At 59.2% G+C, this 21,129-nt stretch carries 16 protein-coding genes; 1 reads left to right on the top strand and 15 read right to left on the bottom strand.

Features of this window, described 5'->3' with window-relative positions; all coding sequences use genetic code 11:
• Nucleotides 1-60: 60 nt before the first annotated feature.
• The 14 genes from EQV96_RS18060 to hutC form a co-directional block, all read right to left on the bottom strand.
• Nucleotides 61-795 carry an amino acid ABC transporter ATP-binding protein gene (locus tag EQV96_RS18060; protein WP_095000826.1) on the bottom strand — a complete coding sequence of 245 codons (735 nt, stop codon included), beginning with the start codon at nt 793-795 and terminating at the stop codon, nt 61-63.
• On the bottom strand, nt 788-1,750 hold the full coding sequence (locus EQV96_RS18055) for an amino acid ABC transporter permease (protein WP_095000825.1): 963 nt from the start codon (nt 1,748-1,750) through the stop codon (nt 788-790). The genes EQV96_RS18060 and EQV96_RS18055 overlap by 8 nt, the downstream gene beginning before the upstream one ends.
• Nucleotides 1,751-1,821: 71 nt before the next feature.
• Nucleotides 1,822-2,619, bottom strand: coding sequence for a transporter substrate-binding domain-containing protein (locus EQV96_RS18050; RefSeq protein WP_016783160.1), 798 nt, complete (start codon nt 2,617-2,619; stop codon nt 1,822-1,824).
• Between the two features lie 284 nt (nt 2,620-2,903).
• Nucleotides 2,904-5,456 carry a glucans biosynthesis glucosyltransferase MdoH gene (gene mdoH, locus EQV96_RS18045; protein WP_153380633.1) on the bottom strand — a complete coding sequence of 851 codons (2,553 nt, stop codon included), beginning with the start codon at nt 5,454-5,456 and terminating at the stop codon, nt 2,904-2,906.
• A complete protein-coding gene (locus EQV96_RS18040; protein ID WP_346769626.1) occupies nt 5,449-7,179 on the bottom strand; it encodes a glucan biosynthesis protein G in 1,731 nt (576 codons plus the stop codon). Before EQV96_RS18040 ends, mdoH begins: the two co-directional genes overlap by 8 nt.
• Nucleotides 7,180-7,410: 231 nt before the next feature.
• Nucleotides 7,411-7,848, bottom strand: coding sequence for a D-aminoacyl-tRNA deacylase (gene dtd / locus EQV96_RS18035; protein WP_095000823.1), 438 nt, complete (start codon nt 7,846-7,848; stop codon nt 7,411-7,413).
• Nucleotides 7,845-8,816 (bottom strand): prolyl aminopeptidase, encoded by a 972-nt coding sequence (pip, locus tag EQV96_RS18030; RefSeq protein WP_095000822.1) that lies wholly within the window; start codon nt 8,814-8,816, stop codon nt 7,845-7,847. Before pip ends, dtd begins: the two co-directional genes overlap by 4 nt.
• 220 nt (nt 8,817-9,036) lie before the next feature.
• The gene (hutG, locus tag EQV96_RS18025; protein WP_095023777.1) at nt 9,037-9,831 is read right to left on the bottom strand and encodes an N-formylglutamate deformylase; all 795 of its coding nucleotides are present in this window, start codon (nt 9,829-9,831) and stop codon (nt 9,037-9,039) included.
• 10 nt (nt 9,832-9,841) lie between these two features.
• Nucleotides 9,842-11,047 (bottom strand): imidazolonepropionase, encoded by a 1,206-nt coding sequence (gene hutI / locus EQV96_RS18020; RefSeq protein ID WP_095000820.1) that lies wholly within the window; start codon nt 11,045-11,047, stop codon nt 9,842-9,844.
• A 27-nt stretch (nt 11,048-11,074) separates the two neighbouring features.
• Complete coding sequence (locus tag EQV96_RS18015; protein ID WP_240882225.1) at nt 11,075-12,478, bottom strand: amino acid permease; 1,404 nt, start codon at nt 12,476-12,478, stop codon at nt 11,075-11,077.
• A 74-nt stretch (nt 12,479-12,552) separates the two neighbouring features.
• On the bottom strand, nt 12,553-14,085 hold the full coding sequence (gene hutH, locus EQV96_RS18010; protein WP_095000818.1) for a histidine ammonia-lyase: 1,533 nt from the start codon (nt 14,083-14,085) through the stop codon (nt 12,553-12,555).
• Nucleotides 14,086-14,203: 118 nt separating this feature from the next.
• Complete coding sequence (hutU, locus tag EQV96_RS18005; protein ID WP_095000817.1) at nt 14,204-15,901, bottom strand: urocanate hydratase; 1,698 nt, start codon at nt 15,899-15,901, stop codon at nt 14,204-14,206.
• A 354-nt stretch (nt 15,902-16,255) separates the two neighbouring features.
• On the bottom strand, nt 16,256-16,834 hold the full coding sequence (locus EQV96_RS18000) for a HutD family protein (RefSeq protein WP_095017740.1): 579 nt from the start codon (nt 16,832-16,834) through the stop codon (nt 16,256-16,258).
• Nucleotides 16,831-17,541 (bottom strand): histidine utilization repressor, encoded by a 711-nt coding sequence (hutC, locus tag EQV96_RS17995; protein WP_153326946.1) that lies wholly within the window; start codon nt 17,539-17,541, stop codon nt 16,831-16,833. The genes EQV96_RS18000 and hutC overlap by 4 nt, the downstream gene beginning before the upstream one ends.
• A 145-nt stretch (nt 17,542-17,686) precedes the next feature.
• Between hutC and EQV96_RS17990 the strand changes: the two genes are divergently transcribed.
• Entirely contained in the window at nt 17,687-19,051 is a 1,365-nt protein-coding gene (locus tag EQV96_RS17990; RefSeq protein ID WP_240882224.1) for a formimidoylglutamate deiminase, read from the top strand.
• Nucleotides 19,052-19,170: 119 nt separating this feature from the next.
• On the opposite strand, the gene EQV96_RS17985 is transcribed toward EQV96_RS17990, so the two are convergent.
• Nucleotides 19,171-21,108, bottom strand: coding sequence for an ATP-dependent DNA helicase RecQ (locus tag EQV96_RS17985; RefSeq protein ID WP_240882223.1), 1,938 nt, complete (start codon nt 21,106-21,108; stop codon nt 19,171-19,173).
• Nucleotides 21,109-21,129 lie beyond the last annotated feature (21 nt).

Here is a 21,129-nt window from a genome sequence, read left to right as displayed (position 1 = left end):
AACCTCTGCCCCTGTGGGAGCGGGCAAGCCCGCTCCCACAAAAGCAGGCAGGCCGTGCTCTTAAAGCACCTGACGCAAAAACGCCTGGGCGCGCAGGTCTTTGGGCGAGGTGAAGAAATCTTCCGGGGCGGAATCTTCCAGTAACTTGCCGTGGTCGAAGAACAACACGCGGTTCGCCACTTCACGGGCAAAGCCCATTTCGTGGGTCACGCAGACCATGGTCATGCCTTCGCGGGCCAGGGTCTTCATCACGTCCAGCACTTCGCCGACCATCTCCGGGTCGAGCGCCGAAGTCGGCTCGTCAAACAACATCACCTTGGGTTCCATCGCCAGCGCACGGGCAATTGCCACACGCTGTTGCTGGCCACCCGAGAGACGTGACGGGTACTCATTGGCTTTTTGCCCGATCCCGACCTTGTCCAGCAATGCCCGGGCCTTGGCTTCGCGCTCGGTCTTGCCGCGCTTGCGCACAACCTTCTGCGCCAGGCACAGGTTTTCCAGCACGGTCATGTGCGGAAACAGGTTGAAATGCTGGAACACCATGCCGACTTCACGCCGGTAGGCGTTCACGTCGGTCTTGGGGTTGGCCAGGTCCAGGCCGTCGATGCTGACGGAGCCCGAGTCGAAGTCTTCCAGGCCGTTGAGGCAGCGCAGGAAAGTCGACTTGCCGGAACCCGACGGGCCAATCACCACCAGCACTTCGCCCTGGGCGACGGTGGTGCTGACGTTGTCCACGGCGCGCACGATATGGCCGCGGGTGTCGAAGACTTTTACCAGTTCGCGAACTTCAATCACTTTGCGCGAGCCTCCGCTCAAGCCGGCTGGCGAAATGCGACAGCGGCAGGTTGATCAACAGGTACAGGCCCGCTACGCAGAACAGGATTTCGAACGGCGAAAACGAGGTAGTGATGACTTCCCGACCGCTTTTGAGCAGTTCGGTAATGGCAATCACCGACACCAGCGAAGTGTCCTTGACCAGGCTGATAAATTGCCCGGCCAATGGCGGCAGCACCCGCTTGAACGCCTGCGGCAACACCACATAGCGCATCGACTGGCTGCCGTTGAGGCCCAGCGAGCGGGCCGCTTCGTTTTGCCCGCGAGCAATGGACTGCACGCCCGAGCGGATGATTTCAGCCACATACGCACCGGTGAACAGCGACAGCGCGGCAATACCGGCAAATTCGCGAGACAGGTTGAGTACGGTGCCGATAAAGAAGTAGAAGATAAAAATCTGCACCAGCAACGGCGTGCCACGGACCAGTTCGACGTACAGTGTCGAGAGGTCGCGCAGGGTCGGGTTGTTCGATAGCCGGCACAGGCCCGTAACCAGCCCGATAATCAAACCCAGTACGCCAGACACCAGCGACAGCCAGACGGTCGTCCACAGGCCCCACAGCAGCGGCCCCGCAGCCCAGTGGCGGTTGACGCCAATCACATCGCCTTCGTCGACTTCGTCACCTTCGGCCAGTTGCAGGCTATTGCCGGCAACGCTCACCCGTTGTTCATTGCCATCATCACCGCGCAACAGCACTTCGGCAGTGTCGCCCTTGCGTACCAGTTCGATGATGGTCGAGTGCTCAGCAGCCCGCTGGGCTTCTTCGGCCTGATAAGCGAAATACTGGGGGACGCGGTTCCAGCGCCATTCGTAAGACATCAGCGAGGTGGCGTAATACAAAGCCCCCGCCAGGCCGATGAGCACCAGCACGGTCAATACGTGCCAGGGCCACTGGGCTTTTTTTTGTTTGATCACTTTCAGGTTCCACGTCTTGTATCGCTAGGGAGGCCGTCATCGCGGGCAAGCCCGCGATGATTCAATCAGCCTTATTCCATGTCCTTGAGCCAGGCGGTGTCTTTGAACCACTTGTCATGGATGCGATCGTAAGTGCCGTCTTCGTGGATCTGGTGCAGGAAGTTGTTGATGAAGTTGATGCTGTCGTAGTCACCCTTCTTCAGACCGAAGGCCAGTGGCTCGTAGGTGAATGGCTGGTCAAGGAACACCAGTTTGCCGTTACCGAACTTGTTGACGGCTACAACGTTGTAAGGCGCATCGTATACAAAGGCATCAGCCTTACCGTTAACCACGTCCAGCACACCTTCAGGCTCGTTGTCGTAGCCGTGGTACTGGGCTTTGGACATCAGCTTGCGGGCGATCATTTCGCCGGTGGTGCCGATTTTCGAGGTCAGGCGGTATTGCGGGTCGTTGAGGTCTTTGTAGGACTTGATCTTGTCAGCCAGTTCCTTGCGTACCAGCAGGGTTTGGCCCACAACAATGAAGGGTTCGCTGAAGTTCAGGCGCAAGTTGCGTTCCTGGGTCAGGGTCATGCCGCTGCCGATCATGTCGAACTTGTTGGTCATCAGGGCCGGGATGATGCCGTCGTAACCGGTAGACACCAGCTCCAGCTTGACACCCATGGACTTGGCCATCGCTTTGAGCAGGTCAACTTCGAAGCCAATGATCTGGCCACGCTTGTTGGTCATTTCAAAGGGCATGTAGGTAGGGTCCATGCCCACCTTTAAGGTGCCACGCTTGACCGCATCATCAATTGCGCCTGCATGGGCTGCGCTGATCGCCAGCAGTGCAGTGACACCGCACAGCAGTTTCGAGACAAACTTCTTCATCATCAACTCCCCCTCACCTACTCAATTAAGGTGTTGGCCTGCGGCTGGCTTGAAGCAAAAAGCCAATAAAGCCGGGCGCTCACCCATTCGAAAACGGATGCTAACTCACTGAGGGTTGTGAGACGAGTTTTGAAACAGAAAAGGCCAATGGCCGGGGGATACAGTCACTGTGGGAGCGGGCTTGCTCGCGATACAAGCGACGCGGTGCAACAGGTATTACGAGGTGATGCAATCGCGAGCAAGCCCGCTCCCACTTAAAGCGGAAACGGGTTGCTCACGAAGGATCAAGCAGCAGGCTGCAACGGCAACAGCGGTGCGTGAGGGTCGGCAGCAACCGACTCACGCCAGGCGTTCAGCCAGCCTTCGTGCCCCTCGCTCCACACCAGCGCATGCAGGCGTGCAAGGGCAACCGGGTCGCTCAACAACTGCATGCGCTCGTTGTTGGTAACGCCCTCTGGACCGACTTTGAGTGCATGACGCACACGCTCGGTACGCAACCACTCAATCGGCTCGGCTTCCCGGTGACGCGAGGTCGCCAAAGCACAGGCCAATGCGTTCTGCTGCGGATCAACCACGGCCCGGACAAAACCGTCATGCAGCGCATGGTAGCGATTTTCATGGGTGTATTCGGCGGTAGCCGACAACTCACGGGGCGGCGCATATTCCTCAGGAATCAGGAACAGGCTTTCGTCACGGGTCTTTAGGCCCAGTTTCACCCGGCTGGAGATCACGGAAACCGGGATCGACAACATCAGTGAACCGACAATCGGTACCAGCCACCACAAAAAGCTCGGGTTCAACCACAGCACCAATGCAGCCCATGCCGCACCCAGCAGGGTTTGCGGGCCATGACGGCGTACGGCTTCGCTCCACGGCGTGGAGTCGTCGTCACGCTGTGGCGAGTTCCAGGTCGCCGCCCAGCCCAGAAACGCGGCCAGTACAAAGCGGGTGTGGAAGATCATGCGCACCGGTGCCAGCAGCACCGAGAAGAGCATCTCAAGCAGCATCGACAGCGTTACTTTGAACTTGCCACCGAACTCTTTGGCACCCTTGGCCCAGATCAGAATGATGCTCAGCAGCTTGGGCAGGAACAACAAGACGATGGTGGTGGAAAACAGCGCCACGGCTTTTTCCGGGTGCCACTGTGGCCACAACGGGTACAACTGCCGTGGTTCCAGGAAGTACTGTGGCTCCATCAGCGTGTTGACCGCCAGCAGGGCCGTCGACAACAGCAGGAAGAAGAACCACAACGGTGCCGACAGGTACGACATCACCCCGGTCAGAAACACCGCACGGTGCACCGGGTGCATACCCTTGACCAGAAACAGGCGGAAGTTCATCAGGTTACCGTGGCACCAGCGACGGTCACGCTTGAGTTCATCCAGCAGGTTAGGCGGCAATTCTTCATAGCTGCCCGGCAAGTCGTAGGCAATCCACACCCCCCAACCGGCACGGCGCATCAACGCGGCTTCCACGAAGTCGTGGGACAGGATCGCGCCCGCAAAAGCGCCTTTGCCCGGCAGCGGCGCCAGGGCGCAGTGCTCGATAAACGGCTTCATGCGGATAATTGCGTTGTGACCCCAGTAGTGGGATTCACCCAACTGCCAGAAGTGCAAGCCGGCAGTAAACAGCGGGCCGTACACACGGGTGGCGAACTGCTGCATGCGCGCATACAGCGTGTCCATGCCCGAGGCTCGTGGCGCGGTCTGGATGATACCGGCGTCCGGCGTAGCTTCCATCAGGCGTACCAGGCTGGTCAGGCACTCACCGCTCATCACGCTGTCTGCGTCGAGCACCACCATGTACTTGTAATCACCGCCCCAGCGACGGCAGAAGTCGTCGAGGTTGCCGCTTTTACGTTTTACACGGCGGCGGCGACGGCGGTAGAAGATCCGCCCGAAGCCTTCGGTTTCGCGGCATACATCCAGCCAGGCCTGTTGCTCGGCAACGCAGATATCGGGGTCGTTGCTGTCACTGAGGACGAAGAAGTCGAAGCGGTCCAGGTCGCCGGTGGCGGCCACCGACTCGTAAGTCGCGCGCAAACCCGCGAATACACGGGTGACGTCTTCGTTGCAGATCGGCATCACCAGCGCGGTACGCGCTTGTTCCGGGATCGGTTCATTACCGGCGCTGGCGCCGGAAATACGGTATTTGTCGTGCCCGGTCAGCAGTTCCAGAAAGCCCATCAGGGCGGTCCAGAAACCCGCCGACACCCAACAGAACAGAATCCCGAACAGGATCAGGATGCTGGTTTGCAGGGCATAGGGCAGCACTTGCTGGGCCGTTTGCATCAACGGCTGGTGCAATACTTCTTCAAGGTCAACGAACGACCAGCCCTGGTACGGCATGATGCCTTTCATGTACCAGCCCGCAACGATGGTCTGGCCGAGCATCAATACCAGCAGGATGTAGCGGCGGATCGAACCCACCGTACGCCAGCGGGCCTTGGGCAGGACGCGTTCGTCGATTTCCGGCTTGGGCGGGTTGCTGCGTCCGGTCAGGCGCCGCCAGCCACGCACCAGGATATTGGTGCGCCATGGCTCTGGCACTACCTTGGTACGGCGAATCGGCGGCGTAGCCTTGAGCATGACCCGGCCGCTGGCGTCGAGGGCGAGCATTTCTGCTTCCTCAAGTTCAGCCGCCGAAGTCAGGTTCAGACGCGTGCCCACCGAAGCCTGAGCGGCCTCGGCAGCATCCACGTCGCTCTGCGCCGACAAGCGCGCATGCAACTCGGCGAACGAGGAGCAGTTCGCCAGTTCCGCGCGCTGCTCATCGCTCAGTGGTAAATGCGCCAGGTACTCGCTGAGCGAGGCCGGGTGGGGCTGAGCATTACTCATCGGCTGGCAACTGGTAGCTCCAGGTCTCGGTCAGCACTTTTTCAGTCTTGACCGGCTCCGGAGTGGCTGGGGTCGCTTCAGGCGCCTTGGCGTCCTTGGCTGCGTGGTCTTTCTTGTCCTGTGCCTTGGCCGCAGCTTTCTCGGCTTTGGTCTCAGGTGCCTTATCCGCTTTGGCGGCCGCAGCCGGCTCAACGTCCTGGACCAGCGCTGCACGCATTTCCGTGGCCTTGCTCGGGTCTTTGATTTTCAACCGCAGGGTCAAACGCCAGCCCTTGGTTTCAGGGTTGTAACGCACGTTGTTTTCAACCAGTTCGGCGTTGTCACCCACACTGACCTGGCTGCGCACAGCAGCATTTTCCGGCAGAGCCTTGAGGGACGGGCCTTCGAAGTCCACCAGATACGCCACACTGCCGTCTGGCTGGCGGATCAGGTTGGATTGCTTGACGTCACCGGTCGAACGCAGGGTCTGTTGTGCCCAGGCGCTGTTGGCCGGGTGCAGAGCTGCTTCATCCATGGTCCAGTGCAGGCGATAAGCGAAATCAAACGGCTTGAGCGGCTCCGGCAGGGTGTCCGGGCTCCAGAAAGCAACAATGTTGTCGTTGGTTTCATCAGCAGTCGGAATTTCTACCAGATCAACCGAGCCTTTGCCCCAGTCGCCCTGAGGTTCGATCCACGCACTTGGACGCTTATGGTAGTTGTCATCCAGGTCTTCGTAGTGGCTGAAATCACGGCCACGTTGCAGCAAGCCGAAACCACGCGGGTTTTCAACGGCGAAGTTGCTTACCGACAAGTGTTTCGGGTTGTTCAGCGGACGCCAGATCCACTCGCCGTTACCGGCGTGAATGGCCAGGCCCGACGAGTCGTGCAGTTCGCGACGGTAGTTGAGGACCTTGGACGGCTGGTTGGCGCCAAACAGGTACATGCTGGTCAGCGGAGCGATGCCCAGCTTGCCTACCTTGTCACGCAGGAACATTTGCGCCTTGACGTCCACTACCGTGTCCACGCCCGGGCGCAGGGTGAAGCGGTAAGCACCGGTAGCCCGTGGCGAGTCCAGCAGGGCGAAGATCACCAGATGCTTGTCGTTAGGCTTGGGTTTTTCGATCCAGAATTCGGTGAAGCGCGGGAACTCTTCGCCCGACGGCAATGCCGTGTCGATCGCCATACCACGGGCCGACAGACCATAGATCTGGCCCTTGCCCACAACGCGGAAGTAACTCGCGCCGAGCATGGTCATGATCTCGTCCTGTTTGTCCGCCTTGTTGATCGGATACAGCACGCGGAAACCCGCCCAACCGAGGTTTTCGGTGGCTTTAGGATCGAACTTGACGTCACCGAAGTCGAAACGGCTCGGGTCGTACTTGATCTCTTCAACCGTGGTGGCGGTCACTTCGTTGATTTTCACCGGCGTGTCGAAATGCATGCCCTGGTGATAGAAGGACAGTTTGAACGGGGTTTTGTCACCCGCCCACTGGGCCTTGTCACGGTTGAACTGGATTTTCTGGTAGTCCGCGAACTTCATGTCGCGGAATTCCTTTGGCAAATTGCTGCGCGGCGCTTGGTACTTCTGCTCGGCGAGGGTTTTAGCCTCAGCCGCCACGTCATCCAGACTGAATGCCCACAGTTGACCCGCACCGAACAAGCAAAAGAGCGCAGAGCCCGTCACCAGTGCGTTACGCAACCGCTTGGCAGACATTTTTGGTGCATTTAATGGACTAACAATCACGAGCAAACCTCGCCGAAAACAGATGATGAAACCAACGGCCAGCGATCTAAATGCCAGGTTGGCGAGCACTGTTCCGACCGTCAAAGGAATAAATGATTCCCCGGACGTGTCGGATTAGTCTCTGTGTAGCGCAGGATTATCTAGTAGCCCGCGTTACAACGCATCTACTGTCAGCAAGTATTTCTCGCTAAACCCCCCTGTTTTCAGACGAAAACACGGTTTTTCAGGGTTTTAGGTTTGTAACAAAAATGTCACAGGGCCATCATTGATCAAATGCACCTGCATATCAGCGCCAAAACGCCCCGATTCGACGCTGGGGTGAAGTCGTTTTGCCGCTTCAAGCAGCTGATTGAACAACGCCTCGGCCAATGCCGGTGGTGCTGCCGTGGAAAAGCTCGGACGCAGGCCGCTCTTGGTGTCTGCCGCCAGGGTAAATTGCGAAACCAGCAGCAAGCCGCCGCCGATATCGGCCAGTGACAGGTTCATTTTGCCTTCGGCATCGCTGAATACTCGATAGTTGAGCAGCTTATGCAGCAACTTGGCGGCGCTGGCTTCGGTATCCCCGGGCTCGACGGCAACCAGCACCAGCAAGCCCTGATCGATTGAACCGACAATCTCCCCCGCCACCTCTACCCGCGCGCCACTGACGCGCTGCAACAGCCCCTTCATGCTTCGTCAGGCTGCAAGTTGAGCAGACGACGGGCCATTTGCTCGGTGGCGCGCACCAGGGCGTCGGTAATGCCGGGCTCGGAAGCGACGTGCCCGGCTTCACGGATGATTTGCAGCTCACTGCCCGGCCAGGCCTGGTGCAGCTCCCAGGCGTTATCCAGCGGGCAGATCATGTCGTAGCGGCCATGCACGATCACGGCCGGCAGGTGGGCAATCTTGTGCATGTCCCGCAGCAGTTGATTGGGCTCAAGGAACGCGTTGTTCATAAAGTAATGGCATTCGATACGGGCAATGGACAATGCCCGGTGCGGGTCGCAGAAGCGCTCGACCACCTGCGGGTTGGGCCGCAGGGTGGCGGCGCGGCCTTCCCAGGTCGACCATGCCTTGGCCACATGCATCTGGGCAATCTGGTCGTTGCCCGTGAGGCGCTTGTGAAAGGCACTCATCAGGTCGTCACGCTCTTCCTCAGGGATCGGCGCGATATAGTCCTGCCAGTAGTCGGGGAAAATCCGGCTGGCCCCTGCCTGATAGAACCATTCGATTTCCTGCGGCCGCGCCAGAAAGATCCCACGCAAAATCAGGCCATGTACTTGCGCTGGATGGCTTTGCGCGTACGCCAGTGACAGGGTCGAGCCCCACGAACCGCCGAACAACACCCACTTGTCGATGCCCAGGTACAGGCGAATCCGCTCCATATCGGCGACAAGATCCCACGTGGTGTTGCTGTCCAGGCTGGCGTGCGGTGTCGAGCGACCACAGCCGCGCTGATCAAAGGTGATGATGCGATACAGGCCCGGATCGAAATAGCAGCGGCTGTTGGCATCGCAACCCGACCCCGGCCCGCCGTGGACAAACACCACCGGCAGGCCGTCTGGCGAACCGCTCTCGTCAACGTAGAGCACATGCGGGCCATCGACCGCCAGTTCATGCCGGGCGTAGGGTTTGATCTGCGGGAACAAGGTCTGCATTACGCACTCCAGGGAGGGGTCGAAAGAGATTGCCGTCAGGCATCATAAACCCGATTGGAGGTATTGAGCATGCCCTTACTAAAAGGATGGGGTTTGGATCGGTGGCGCGCCTCCTACCCTCTCCTGTAGGGCGAGGGGGGCTGATTGTCGGTGTTCTTGAGGCCGCGCGCATTCTGTCCCCTCTCCCTCCGGGAGAGGGCTAGGGTGAGGGGCTTTTGACTTAACGTTCCCGCCCCCACTCAATAATCCGCGCCAACAATTGCTTGAGTACCACCCGGGTCGGTGCCGCAAGGTCTTCGCGATAGTTGAACGGCTCGAACTCTTCCATATAGGTGCACTGCGCCAGTTCCAGTTGCACAGCATGGATGTTGTCCACCGGACTGCCGTAGTGGCGAGTGATATGACCGCCCTTGAAACGACCGTTCAGCACATGACTGTAGGCTGGATGCTCTGCACAAATGGCTTCAAGATCGCGGGCCAGCGTCGGATCGCAACTGGCACCATTGAAGGTGCCCAGATTGAAGTCCGGCAGACGGCCGTCAAACAGATGAGGGATTTGCGAACGAATGGAATGCGCATCAAACAGCAGCGCATAGCCAAACTCGTCTTTCATACGATTGAGTTCCTGTTGCAGGGTCTGGTGATAGGGTTTCCAGATCTGCTCCAGGTACGTCGCACGCTCCTCTTTCGTAGGCACCAGCCCTTCACGAAACAATGGCACGCCATCAAACAGCGTGGCCGGGAACAAACCTGTGGTAGCGCCCACATACATCGGCGCATCGTCCTGCGGGCGATTGAGGTCAATCACAAACCGCGAATACTCGGCTGCCAGGGTGCTGGCACCCAGCTCGCTGGCAAAGTCGTAAAGCTGCGGGATATGCCAGTCGGTGTCCGGCAGGCTTTGCGCCTCAGGGATCAGCCCGGCCTTGACTGCCGGAGTCAGTTTCAGACCAGCATGGGGCATGCTGATCAGCAACGGCACGCGGCCTTGTTTGAATGTCAGAACCTTGTCCACAAGCTTTCTCCTAAAGCGTTACGTCAACGCCGCTACGCACGACGCGTTTGTCCAGATCACCGCCCAGCCAATAAGCCAGGTCTGCCGGACGATCAATGTTCCAGGCGACAAAGTCGGCCACCTTGCCGGGCTCAAGCGAGCCGTGGGTCTCGCCCATGCCCAATGCCGTTGCCGCGTGCAGGGTGACCCCGGCCAGGGCTTCTTCGGGGGTCATACGGAACAGGGTGCAGGCCATGTTCAGCATCAGGCGCAACGACAGTCCCGGCGAGGTTCCCGGGTTGAGGTCACTGGCAATGGCGATTTTTACCCCGTGCTTGCGCAGGGCCTCCATCGGCGGCAACTGGGTTTCACGCAAGAAGTAAAACGCACCAGGCAAGAGCACGGCCACGGTACCGGAGGCGGCCATGGCAATGGCGTCTTCTTCGGTCATGAATTCCAGATGATCGGCCGACAGCGCCTGATAGCGCGCCGCCAAGCTGGAGCCATGCAATGAAGACAGCTGCTCGGCGTGCAATTTGACCGGCAGGCCCAATTGCTGCGCTACCTTGAACACCCGCTCGACCTGGGCCGGTGAGAACGCCAGGTATTCGCAGAACGCATCCACAGCGTCCACCAGCCCTTCGGCTGCCAGCGCGGGTAGCATCTCGTTGCAGATATGCTCGATATAGTCATCGGCGCGATCCTTGAACTCCGGCGGCAAGGCATGGGCGGCCAGGCAGGTGCTGCGCACCGTGACCGGCAATGCTTCGCCAAGACGGCGGATCACCCGCAAAATTTTGCGTTCACTCTCCAGGCTCAGGCCATAACCAGACTTGATCTCGACACTGGTCACGCCATCGCGCAGCAAACACCGCAAACGCTGACGGGCACTGTCGAACAACTCGTCCTCGCTGGCCGCGCGGGTCGCACGCACAGTGCTGGCAATACCGCCTCCGGCCGCGGCGATTTCGGCATAGCTCACGCCTTGCAGACGCTGCTCGAACTCACCGCTGCGGTTGCCGCCAAACACCGTGTGCGTATGGCAATCGATAAGCCCCGGCGTTACCCACGCGCCTTCAAGGCCGTGGGTTTGCCCATATTCGCCCGTCGGCAACTGCTGACGCGGGCCAAGCCACTCAATGTAGCCGTCACGGGTGACGAGGGCGGCATCCTCGATGATCGAGTACGTGCCGTTGGCCATTGTTGCGACATTGCAGTGCTGCCAAAGGGTTTTCATCGCGTCACTCCGTCAATGATCAAAAACTCAGGAAAGCTCGGGAGCCACTTCAATTGCCCGACCCGCTGCAGGTTTTACCCACAGCAGATAAGCCACAACCAGCATGAGAATCCAGACCACACCTACCATTAGCGCGGCTTGTGTCTCAGGGAAGTAACCCAGTACGCCGAAGATAAACACCATGAACACAATGGCGGCAATCGGCGCATACGGCCAGAACGGCACCGGGAACTTGAGTTCGGCCACTTGTTCACGGGTCATGGAACGACGCATGGCCACCTGGGTAACCAGAATCATCAGCCATACCCATACCGTGGCAAAGGTCGCAATCGAGGCGATCACCAAAAAGATGTTTTCCGGGATCAGGTAGTTAAGCACCACACCCACCAGCAAGGTGGCGCCCATTACCAGCACGGTCATCCACGGCACGCCGTGTCTGGAGATTTTGGCAAAGCCCTTGGGCGCCTGCCCTTGCTGGGCCAGCCCGTACATCATGCGGCCTGCACCGAAGATGTCGCTGTTGATCGCCGACACTGCCGCCGAGATCACCACAATATTGAGGATGGTGGCCGCCGAGCTGATACCCAGACTGTCAAAGATCTGCACAAACGGGCTGCCCTGGCTGCCAATCTGAGTCCACGGGTAAATGGCCATCAGTACAAACAGAGTCAGCACATAGAACAGCAGAATGCGCAGCGGCACCGCGTTGATCGCTTTAGGGATCACACGCTGCGGGTCTTTGGCTTCGCCAGCGGTGATACCAATGATTTCAATGCCGCCAAAGGCAAACATCACCACGGCAAACGAGGCGATCAAACCGCCCACGCCATTGGGCATGAAGCCGCCGAAGGACCACAGGTTGCTGATGCCGGTCGCCACCGCATCGGAGCTGCCCGAGGTGCCGATACCAAACAGTATGATGCCGAAACCGGCCAGGATCATCGCCACGATGGCGGCAACCTTGAGCAGCGACAGCCAGAACTCCATTTCACCGAAGACTTTAACGCTGCACAGGTTCAGGCCGCCAATCAGCAGCACGATACCCAGCACCCAGATCCAGCGCGCCACTTCCGGGAACCAGAAGCCCATGTAAATACCGAACGCGGTGACATCGGCCAGACACACGATGATCATCTCGAAGGCATAGGTCCAGCCGAGAATAAAGCCCGACATGGGCCCCAGATAGGTGCTGGCGTAGTGACCGAAGGAACCGGACACCGGATTGTGCACGGCCATTTCGCCCAGTGCGCGCATGACCATGAAGACCGCCGCACCACCAATCAGGTAAGCCAGCAGCACAGCAGGTCCAGCCATTTGGATGGCAGCGGCTGAACCATAGAAAAGACCCGTCCCGATCGCTGAACCCAGCGCCATGAAACGGATGTGGCGAGCGGAAAGCCCGCGTTTCAAACCTTGAGTCTGGTTTTGCATTTCGCGTCCTTGATTATTTTTGTCGGCGAAAACAGAGACGCAGAGAGCCCGTAGGCCCTCTGCGTTTTTTTGGATTACAGGCTTGGCAGAACGTGTGCAGGCAGCAGTGCGTTCAGGCAACGGGACGCCAGCAGTTGCATGGCGATTTCGATGTCCGGTGCGAAGAAACGGTCTTTTTCATAATGCGCGACTTTGCTGCGCAGGGTGGTGCGGGCGATTTCCAGCTTGGCGGACGTTTTCAGGCCATCACGCAGATCCAGGCCCTGGCACGCGGCCAGCCATTCAATGGCCAGAACACCGCGAACGTTTTCGGCCATTTCCCACAGACGCTTGCCCGCAGAAGGCGCCATCGATACGTGGTCTTCCTGGTTGGCCGAGGTAGGAATGCTGTCCACGCTATGCGGGTGGGACAACGCCTTGTTCTCGCTGGCCAGGGCCGCAGCCGTCACCTGGGCGATCATGAAACCGGAGTTGACGCCGCCATTGGCCACCAGGAACGGAGGCAGTTGCGACATATGCTTGTCCATCATCAACGAGATGCGACGCTCACTCAGCGAACCGATTTCGGCAATGGCCAACGCCATATTGTCTGCAGCCATGGCAACCGGCTCGGCGTGGAAGTTACCGCCAGAGATCACGTCGCCCTGTTCGGCAAATACCAGCGGGTTATCCGACACTGCGTTGGCTTCAATGCCCAGCACTTCGGCGGCCTGACGGAACTGGGTCAGGCAGGCGCCCATGACTTGTGGCTGGCAGCGCAAGGAGTACGGGTCTTGTACCTTGTCGCAGTTTTTGTGCGACTCGGACACTGCGCTGCTGGTGCCCAGCAGATCGCGATAAATCGCCGCCGCGTCGATTTGACCGCGTTGGCCGCGGGCAGCATGAATGCGTGGGTCGAACGGCGAGCGCGAACCCAGAACGGCTTCAACGGTCAGGCCGCCACAGGCCATCGCAGCGGCAAACAGGTCTTCGCCTTCAAACAGACCGCGCAGAGCGTAGGCCGTCGATACTTGAGTACCGTTAAGCAGGGCCAGGCCTTCCTTGGCAGCCAGGGTCAGCGGCTCAAGACCGGCTTGTTTCAAGGCAGTGACGGCATCCAGCCACTCGCCTTTGTAACGAGCCTTGCCTTCACCCAGCAGCACCAGGGACATATGCGCCAGGGGTGCCAGGTCGCCCGATGCGCCCACCGAACCTTTGAGCGGAATATGCGGGTAAACCTCGGCATTGATCAGGGCGATCAATGCATCGATGACCACGCGACGAATCCCGGAGAAACCACGGCTCAGGCTGTTGACCTTGAGCACCATGATCAGGCGCACCAGATCATCGCTGATTGGCTCGCCGATACCGGCGGCGTGGGAAAGCACCAGGGAACGCTGGAGGTTTTCCAGGTCTTCGCTGGCGATTTTGGTCGAAGCCAACAAGCCAAAACCTGTATTGATACCGTAGGTGGTGCGGTTTTCGGCAAGGATCTGCTCAACGCACGCCACGCTGGCATCGATCTGCGCCGAGGCGCTCGCGTCCAGGCTGAGGGTAACCGGCTGCTGATAAATGTCACGCAGTTGGGCAAGGCTCAGTTGGCCGGGGATCAGGTTTAACTCAAGCACGTTAATACTCCTTCACGCGTGTTACCGAAAATTATAGAAATCTTTAACAACCATGTGGGAGCGAGCCTGCTCGCGAAGGCCGTTCGCGAGCAGGCTCGCTCCCACGGGAGACCAGAGGTCAGCCGTTGATCATCGGCAGGTTCAGGCCCTGCTCGTTGGCGCAATCGATGGCGATGTCGTAACCGGCATCGGCGTGACGCATTACACCGGTGGCCGGGTCGTTGTGCAGGACACGGGCGATGCGCTCAGCCGCTTCGTCGGTACCGTCACACACGATCACCATGCCCGAATGCTGGGAGAAGCCCATGCCCACGCCGCCGCCGTGGTGCAGCGACACCCAGGTCGCGCCGCTGGCAGTGTTGAGCAAGGCATTGAGCAGTGGCCAGTCGGACACGGCATCCGAACCGTCCTGCATGGCTTCGGTTTCGCGGTTCGGGCTGGATACCGAGCCGGAGTCCAGGTGGTCGCGGCCAATCACGATCGGGGCCTTCAGCTCGCCGCTGCGCACCATTTCGTTGAACGCCAGGCCCAGCTTGGCACGCTGGCCCAGGCCGACCCAGCAGATACGTGCCGGCAGCCCCTGGAAGCTGATGCGCTCGCGCGCCATGTCCAGCCAGTTGTGCAGGTGAGCGTCGTCGGCGATCAGCTCCTTGACCTTGGCATCGGTCTTGTAGATATCTTCGGCATCCCCCGACAGCGCGACCCAGCGGAACGGCCCTACACCACGGCAGAACAGTGGGCGGATATAAGCAGGGACAAAACCCGGGAAGTCGAAGGCGTTTTCTACGCCAACTTCTTTAGCCATCTGACGGATGTTGTTGCCGTAGTCGAAGGTCGGCACGCCAGCTTTCTGGAATGCCAGCATCGCTTCAACGTGCTCACCCATTGACGCTTTGGCAGCTTTGACCACAGCAGCCGGATCGGTCACGGCGCGGTCGCGGTACTGCTCCCAGGTCCAGCCTTTTGGCAGGTAGCCATTCAGCGGGTCGTGGGCGCTGGTCTGGTCGGTGACCATGTCCGGGCGCACACCACGGCGAACCATTTCTGGCAGCAGTTCAGCAGCGTTGCCGCACAGGGCAATGGAAATCGCTTTGCCTTCAGCGGTGTATTTGGCAATACGCGCCAGTGCGTCATCCAGGTCCGCGGCTTGCTCGTCGACATAACGGGTGGCCAGACGGAAATCGATACGGCTTTGCTGGCATTCGATGTTCAGCGAGCAGGCACCGGCCAGAGTTGCTGCCAGCGGTTGTGCGCCGCCCATGCCGCCCAGGCCTGCGGTCAGTACCCACTTGCCGACCAGGCTGCCGTTGTAGTGCTGGCGACCGGCCTCGACGAAGGTTTCGTAGGTGCCCTGGACGATGCCCTGGCTGCCGATGTAGATCCAGCTGCCGGCGGTCATCTGGCCGTACATGGCCAGGCCCTTGGCGTCGAGTTCGTTGAAGTGCTCCCAGGTGGCCCAGTGCGGTACCAGGTTGGAGTTGGCGATCAGTACCCGTGGCGCGTTGCTGTGGGTTTTGAACACGCCGACCGGCTTGCCCGATTGCACCAGCAGGGTTTCGTCATCGTTTAGGTTGGTCAGGCTTTCGACGATTTTGTCGTAGCACTCCCAGTTGCGCGCTGCCCGGCCAATACCGCCATACACCACCAGTTCAGTCGGGTTCTCGGCCACTTGCGGGTCGAGGTTGTTCATCAGCATCCGCAGGGGTGCTTCGGTCATCCAGCTTTTGGCAGTGAGCTGGGTGCCGCGGGCGGCGCGGATCTCACCATCACGGTGACGGGTGAACTCGGCAGGCGATTTTGGGGTAGTTGAAGTCACGGGTAACTCCTCAGCGTTGGGCAGATGCGTCGGGTGTGAGAAGAGGATCGACGCACACTTATGTACTTGTACATACAAGCATATGCAAGTTAGCGGCCAATCTGAAAATTTTCCTGATGAAAAAGCTGCAAGCCACGGAAATAAAGGTGCGCAACCGCAAGAGAAGTTTTTTGGTGGAGAGGGAGAAATTAGCGAGGGGTGTTACTGAAGTAGATGTGTGCGCTGATTTGGGGCGTTTGGTAACGCATGTGTTCTGTGGGAGCGGGCTTGCTCGCGATCGCATCACTGCGACCCGCCAATAAACCGAGTCACCTGCATCGCGAGCAAGCCCGCTCCCACCTGATCAGGACTGTGTCAGACCGCGCTCAACTCAATCACGCAACACAGCCCGGTTAGCGTGATTTCCAGCAACTCGCGATTGCCGCTTAGTTGCAGGCAGTCGTAGCGGCCCAGGTGTTCATGGCAGGTGTTACCCAGGCCAACATGCACCTGCTCGCCCGCACTGAACACCAATACGGTCTGCGCCGAACTGAACAGGCGTTGCGGGACGGTTGCATCCAGCCATTGCAGACGTGCTGCGTAGCGCTGCGGGGCGTAGATCAGGTTGAAGTCACGGATCGGCCCATCAATCAGGGTGCAGGAGACGGTGCTTTCACCCTTGAACGCATATGCATCAAAGGGTAACAGTGCCCGCGTGCTCGCCCCGTCAACTTGCAAGTTCATGCCCGCGCCTTGCAGCACGCTGATAATCCGCTGATAACCCTCAAAACGCGAAAAGCCACCTGATTCGCCAATATCGGCAATCGACAGGCGCCAGCCAAAACCGACAAGGCCTTCACCTGCGTCACGGGTGATTTCTTCAGTGCTGCCGCCGCCGTTTTTCCACGGCATGCGTGGATAATCGACGGCACGTAAAACAACGGGCTGGCTCATTTATTGAAGCGTCCTTCAAGACGATGACGGGAACCGGGGTGGATCAGCCGGGCGGCGGTCACAGGCTGACGGCCCGACCAGGTGCGGCGGCGAATCAGCAGGCACGGCTCGCCTGGCTCGATTTGCAGCAACTTGCACTCTTTGGGGTCAGCCAGAATCGCTTCGACCACATGCTCGCCTTCGGTCAGCGGAGCGACCTGAGACAAATAGGCATACGGTGTTTGCAGGGTGAAATCCTGCTTGAGGTAGTCCGGCGCCACCTGTGCATTCACGAAACGGTCCTCGATTTGCACGGCAATCCCGTTTTCGTAATGCACGATCAGGGAATGAAAGACCTTTTGCCCTTCACGCATATCGAGCACGGCGGCGCGTTCCGAGCCGGCCATTTCTTCACCCAGGCTGATGACCTTGCAGGTGTGAGTGTGCCCGCGGGCAGCAATTTCATCAGCGATGTTGTTGACTTCAAACAGCGCGGACTGTGTCTTGGGCTCGGCCACAAAGGTACCGACACCCTGCATGCGCACCAGCAAGCCGTCGGCGGTCATTTCACGCAGCGCACGGTTGATGGTCATGCGGCTGAAACCCAACTGGGTCACCAGTTCGCTTTCAGATGGCACACGGTAATGCGGCGGCCAGTTTCCACTCTGGATCTGTTGAGTGATCATTTGCTTTACGCGGGCGTAAAGCGGGGCCGGGCTGTCGCCCATGTGGGCGGCCAGCGGGGACACGACAGGCGGAGTCGACACAGGCAATCCTTGTTCATGAGTAAAGGGCGTAGCTTGCCGGAGTTTACCGGGCAGGCAAACGTCTGTATATGTATATACAAATAACAAGCTTTGGGGTACCGAACCGATGTCTGTCTTCTTTGCCGAGCGCGCCCTGCTACCGACTGGCTGGTCTGCCAATGTCCGAATCGAGGTGGGTGCCGATGGTCGCCTGACACAAATTACAGCCAATGCCGACGCGCACGGGGCAGAACGTTTGAGCGGCCCGCTGTTGCCGGGCATGCCGAACCTGCACTCTCACGCGTTCCAGCGGGCCATGGCCGGTTTGGCCGAAGTGGCGGGCAACCCCAATGACAGCTTCTGGACGTGGCGCGACTTGATGTATCGGCTCGTCGGAAAAATCAGCCCTGAACAACTCGGCGTCATTGCCCGTCAGTTGTACATCGAGATGCTCAAGGCCGGTTACACCTCGGTGGCGGAATTCCATTATGTCCATCACGATCTGTCAGGGCAGCCCTATACCAACCCGGCTGAGCTGGCACTGCGAATTAGCGAAGCTGCACGCTCCACCGGCATTGGCCTGACGTTGCTGCCGGTACTTTATAGCCACTCGGGTTTTGGCGGCCAGGCACCCAACGACGGTCAGCGGCGGTTTATCAACAGCACCGAGCAATACCTCAAATTGCAGCAACAGCTCAAGCCGCTACTGGCGCAACAGCCAGCGCAGACCCTGGGGCTGTGTTTTCACTCGTTACGCGCCGTTACTCCCGGGCAAATAAACGCAGTGCTGGGCGCCAGCGACACAACCTGCCCGGTGCATATCCATATTGCCGAGCAACAAAAGGAAGTCGACGACTGCCTGAGCTGGGGCGGCAAGCGTCCGATCCAGTGGCTATATGACAATGTCGAAGTCGATTCGCGCTGGTGCCTGGTGCATGCCACCCACGCCAACGCAGACGAAGTTCAACTGATGGCGCAGAGCAAGGCCGTCGCCGGATTGTGCCTGACCACTGAAGCCAATCTGGGTGACGGTATTTTCCCGGCGGTGGATTACCTCGCTCAAGGCGGGCGCATGGGCATCGGTTCGGACAGCCATGTGTCACTGAGCGTGGTCGAGGAACTGCGCTGGCTGGAGTACGGCCAACGTTTGCGCGACCAACGCCGCAACCGGATGTATCGCAGTGATCAGCCGATGGTCGGGCGTACGCTGTACGACGCCGCCCTGGCGGGTGGTGCACAAGCGATGGGGCAACCAGTCGCTGGCTTGGCCGTTGGTCAACGCGCCGACTGGCTGGTGCTTGACGGCAACGACCCGTACCTGGCCACCGCACAGGACGACGCCATTCTAAACCGCTGGTTGTTTGCCGGCGGCGACCGCCAGATACGCAACGTGATGGTTAACGGCCAATGGGTAGTTCGCGACGGGCATCATGCCGATGAAGAGGCCAGCTGCCGCGACTTCACCCGTGTGCTACGCGAGTTGTTGGGGTAGGTGCATAACACCTTGTGGGAGCGGGCTTGCTCGCGATGGCTACGACGCGGTCTATCTGTCAAACCACGGCGATCCAATCGCGAGCAAGCCCGCTCCCACAACACCCACAGGTAGTTGGATTACAGACCGTTCAGATGCTTCGCAGCCCAATCGCGAACCTCGGCATAGGGATAATTTTCCAACGCTGCAAACCCCGGAATGGCCCGCGCTTTCATCTTGGTGAACATCGGCACACTGATCCCGCATAAAAACCGGGTCAGGCGTTCTGCCGGGGGATAACTTCCTGCGTATTCCTGATGCCTGTGGATAAAAGCGCCACACAGTGCTTCAACGTTTTTATCTACAAGCGGCGCCAGCGCGGGGGGCTCCGGTAAACGCGCCACCTGCCCTGCGCATACCGAGCAATGCCCGCACTGCCGAGGTGCCTGGTCATCGCCAAAATACCGGGCCAGTCGGTAGCTCAGACAGGTATCACTGGCAAACAGCGCCAGCATTGCGTGAATCCGCTTGATCTCGCCGCTCTCGTGGGCACAGAAGTAAGCATGCAGCTCCTGGCTTAATGCCTCGGCATCAAAATCGCTCACCAGCAGGCTGTAGACCTCGGTCATCTGCTTGCTTTCAAGCTCGATCCAACCCTTCTCCTGAAAATAATCCAGCGCCTTGACCACCCGATTGCGATCGGCCTGATGCTGCCCGTACAGGGTGTCGAAATTTACCGTGGCCCAGGTTCTGGCGCGGGTGGAGGTCTGAATGATGGCCGAGACAAATTGCTGACGTTCACCTTCGAATTTGGCCAGTAATACCTCGGGCTCGATCAGGAATTTGAAACGATACTCGGCAAAGTAGGCATAGCGCGGTGCTATCAAGCCGCGCAACTCCAGCTGCACCAGCAAGGTTTTAAGTGGTAGCTGACGAATATTGCTCTGATCGGACAACGGCAGCAGCATAAATTCCCACTGCCCTTCAGGTATTGCCCCACGCAACTCCTCAAGTACACAGCGAATACCCGCAAGCTCGGGCGTGTCGCCATACACAAAGTTTTCCAGCACGTTAAGGCTGTCGCGGTTGGCCAGCACCAGACAGTCGGAGGGCTGGCCATCACGCCCGGCGCGACCGATTTCCTGGCTATAGTTTTCAATCGATTTGGGCAGGTCGAAATGCACCACATTGCGGATATCGCTTTTATCGATACCCATCCCGAAGGCGATGGTGGCGACGATGCAGTTCAGCTGCCCGCCCATGAACTGGCGCTGAATGCCCTCGCGCTGCTCATGGGGCAAACCGGCGTGATAAGCATTGGCACTGATACCGTGCTGGCTGAGGTGCTCGGCAATCTGCTCGGCGGTCCGTTGCAATGTGACATAGACGATGCTCGGCTGGCCGATGCGCCCGTTCATCCACTGCACCAGGCGCTGGCGCTTTGCCGCGCCGCTGACCGGCTCAACCCACAGGTTGAGGTTGGCGCGATAGAAGCCGGTGGTGATCACATCCGTCTCGGCAATCGCGAACTTGGCCTGCATGTCCGCGATCACATTGGGCGTGGCGGTCGCTGTAAGCAGCAAGGCTTGGGGGATATTGAACTGGCGCTGGTAGTCTGGAAGTTTCAGATAATCAGGGCGAAAGTTATGCCCCCATTCAGAAATACAGTGGGCTTCATCCACCACCAGCAGTGAAATCGGTACTTGCTGCAAAAAGTTACGGAAGCGCTCGTTTTTCAGGCGCTCGACCGAAATCATCAGGATCTTCAATTCGCCCGCTTTGGCCCGGGCCATCACGGCACTGGCGTCCTCACGACTTTGCGCGGAATCAATACTGGCGGCGGCAATGCCGTGGCGCTGCAAAAAAGCCAGTTGGTCCTGCATAAGAGCCAACAGCGGCGAAACCACCAGCGTCAGGTGGGGCAACAGCAGCGCCGGCAGTTGATAACACAACGACTTGCCCGAGCCCGTGGGGAAAATCGCTGCCGCCGAACGCCCGGCCAAAACAGCACTGACCACCGCCTCTTGCCCGGCACGAAATTGTGGATAACCGAAAACCTGTTCCAGGGTGTTGTACATCACTGTCACTCCATTGACCGC

The sequence above is a fragment of the Pseudomonas sp. TMW22080 genome (assembly GCF_022496745.1).
Taxonomy (GTDB): domain Bacteria; phylum Pseudomonadota; class Gammaproteobacteria; order Pseudomonadales; family Pseudomonadaceae; genus Aquipseudomonas; species Aquipseudomonas bubulae.
This window is presented reverse-complemented; position numbering and strand designations above follow the sequence as displayed.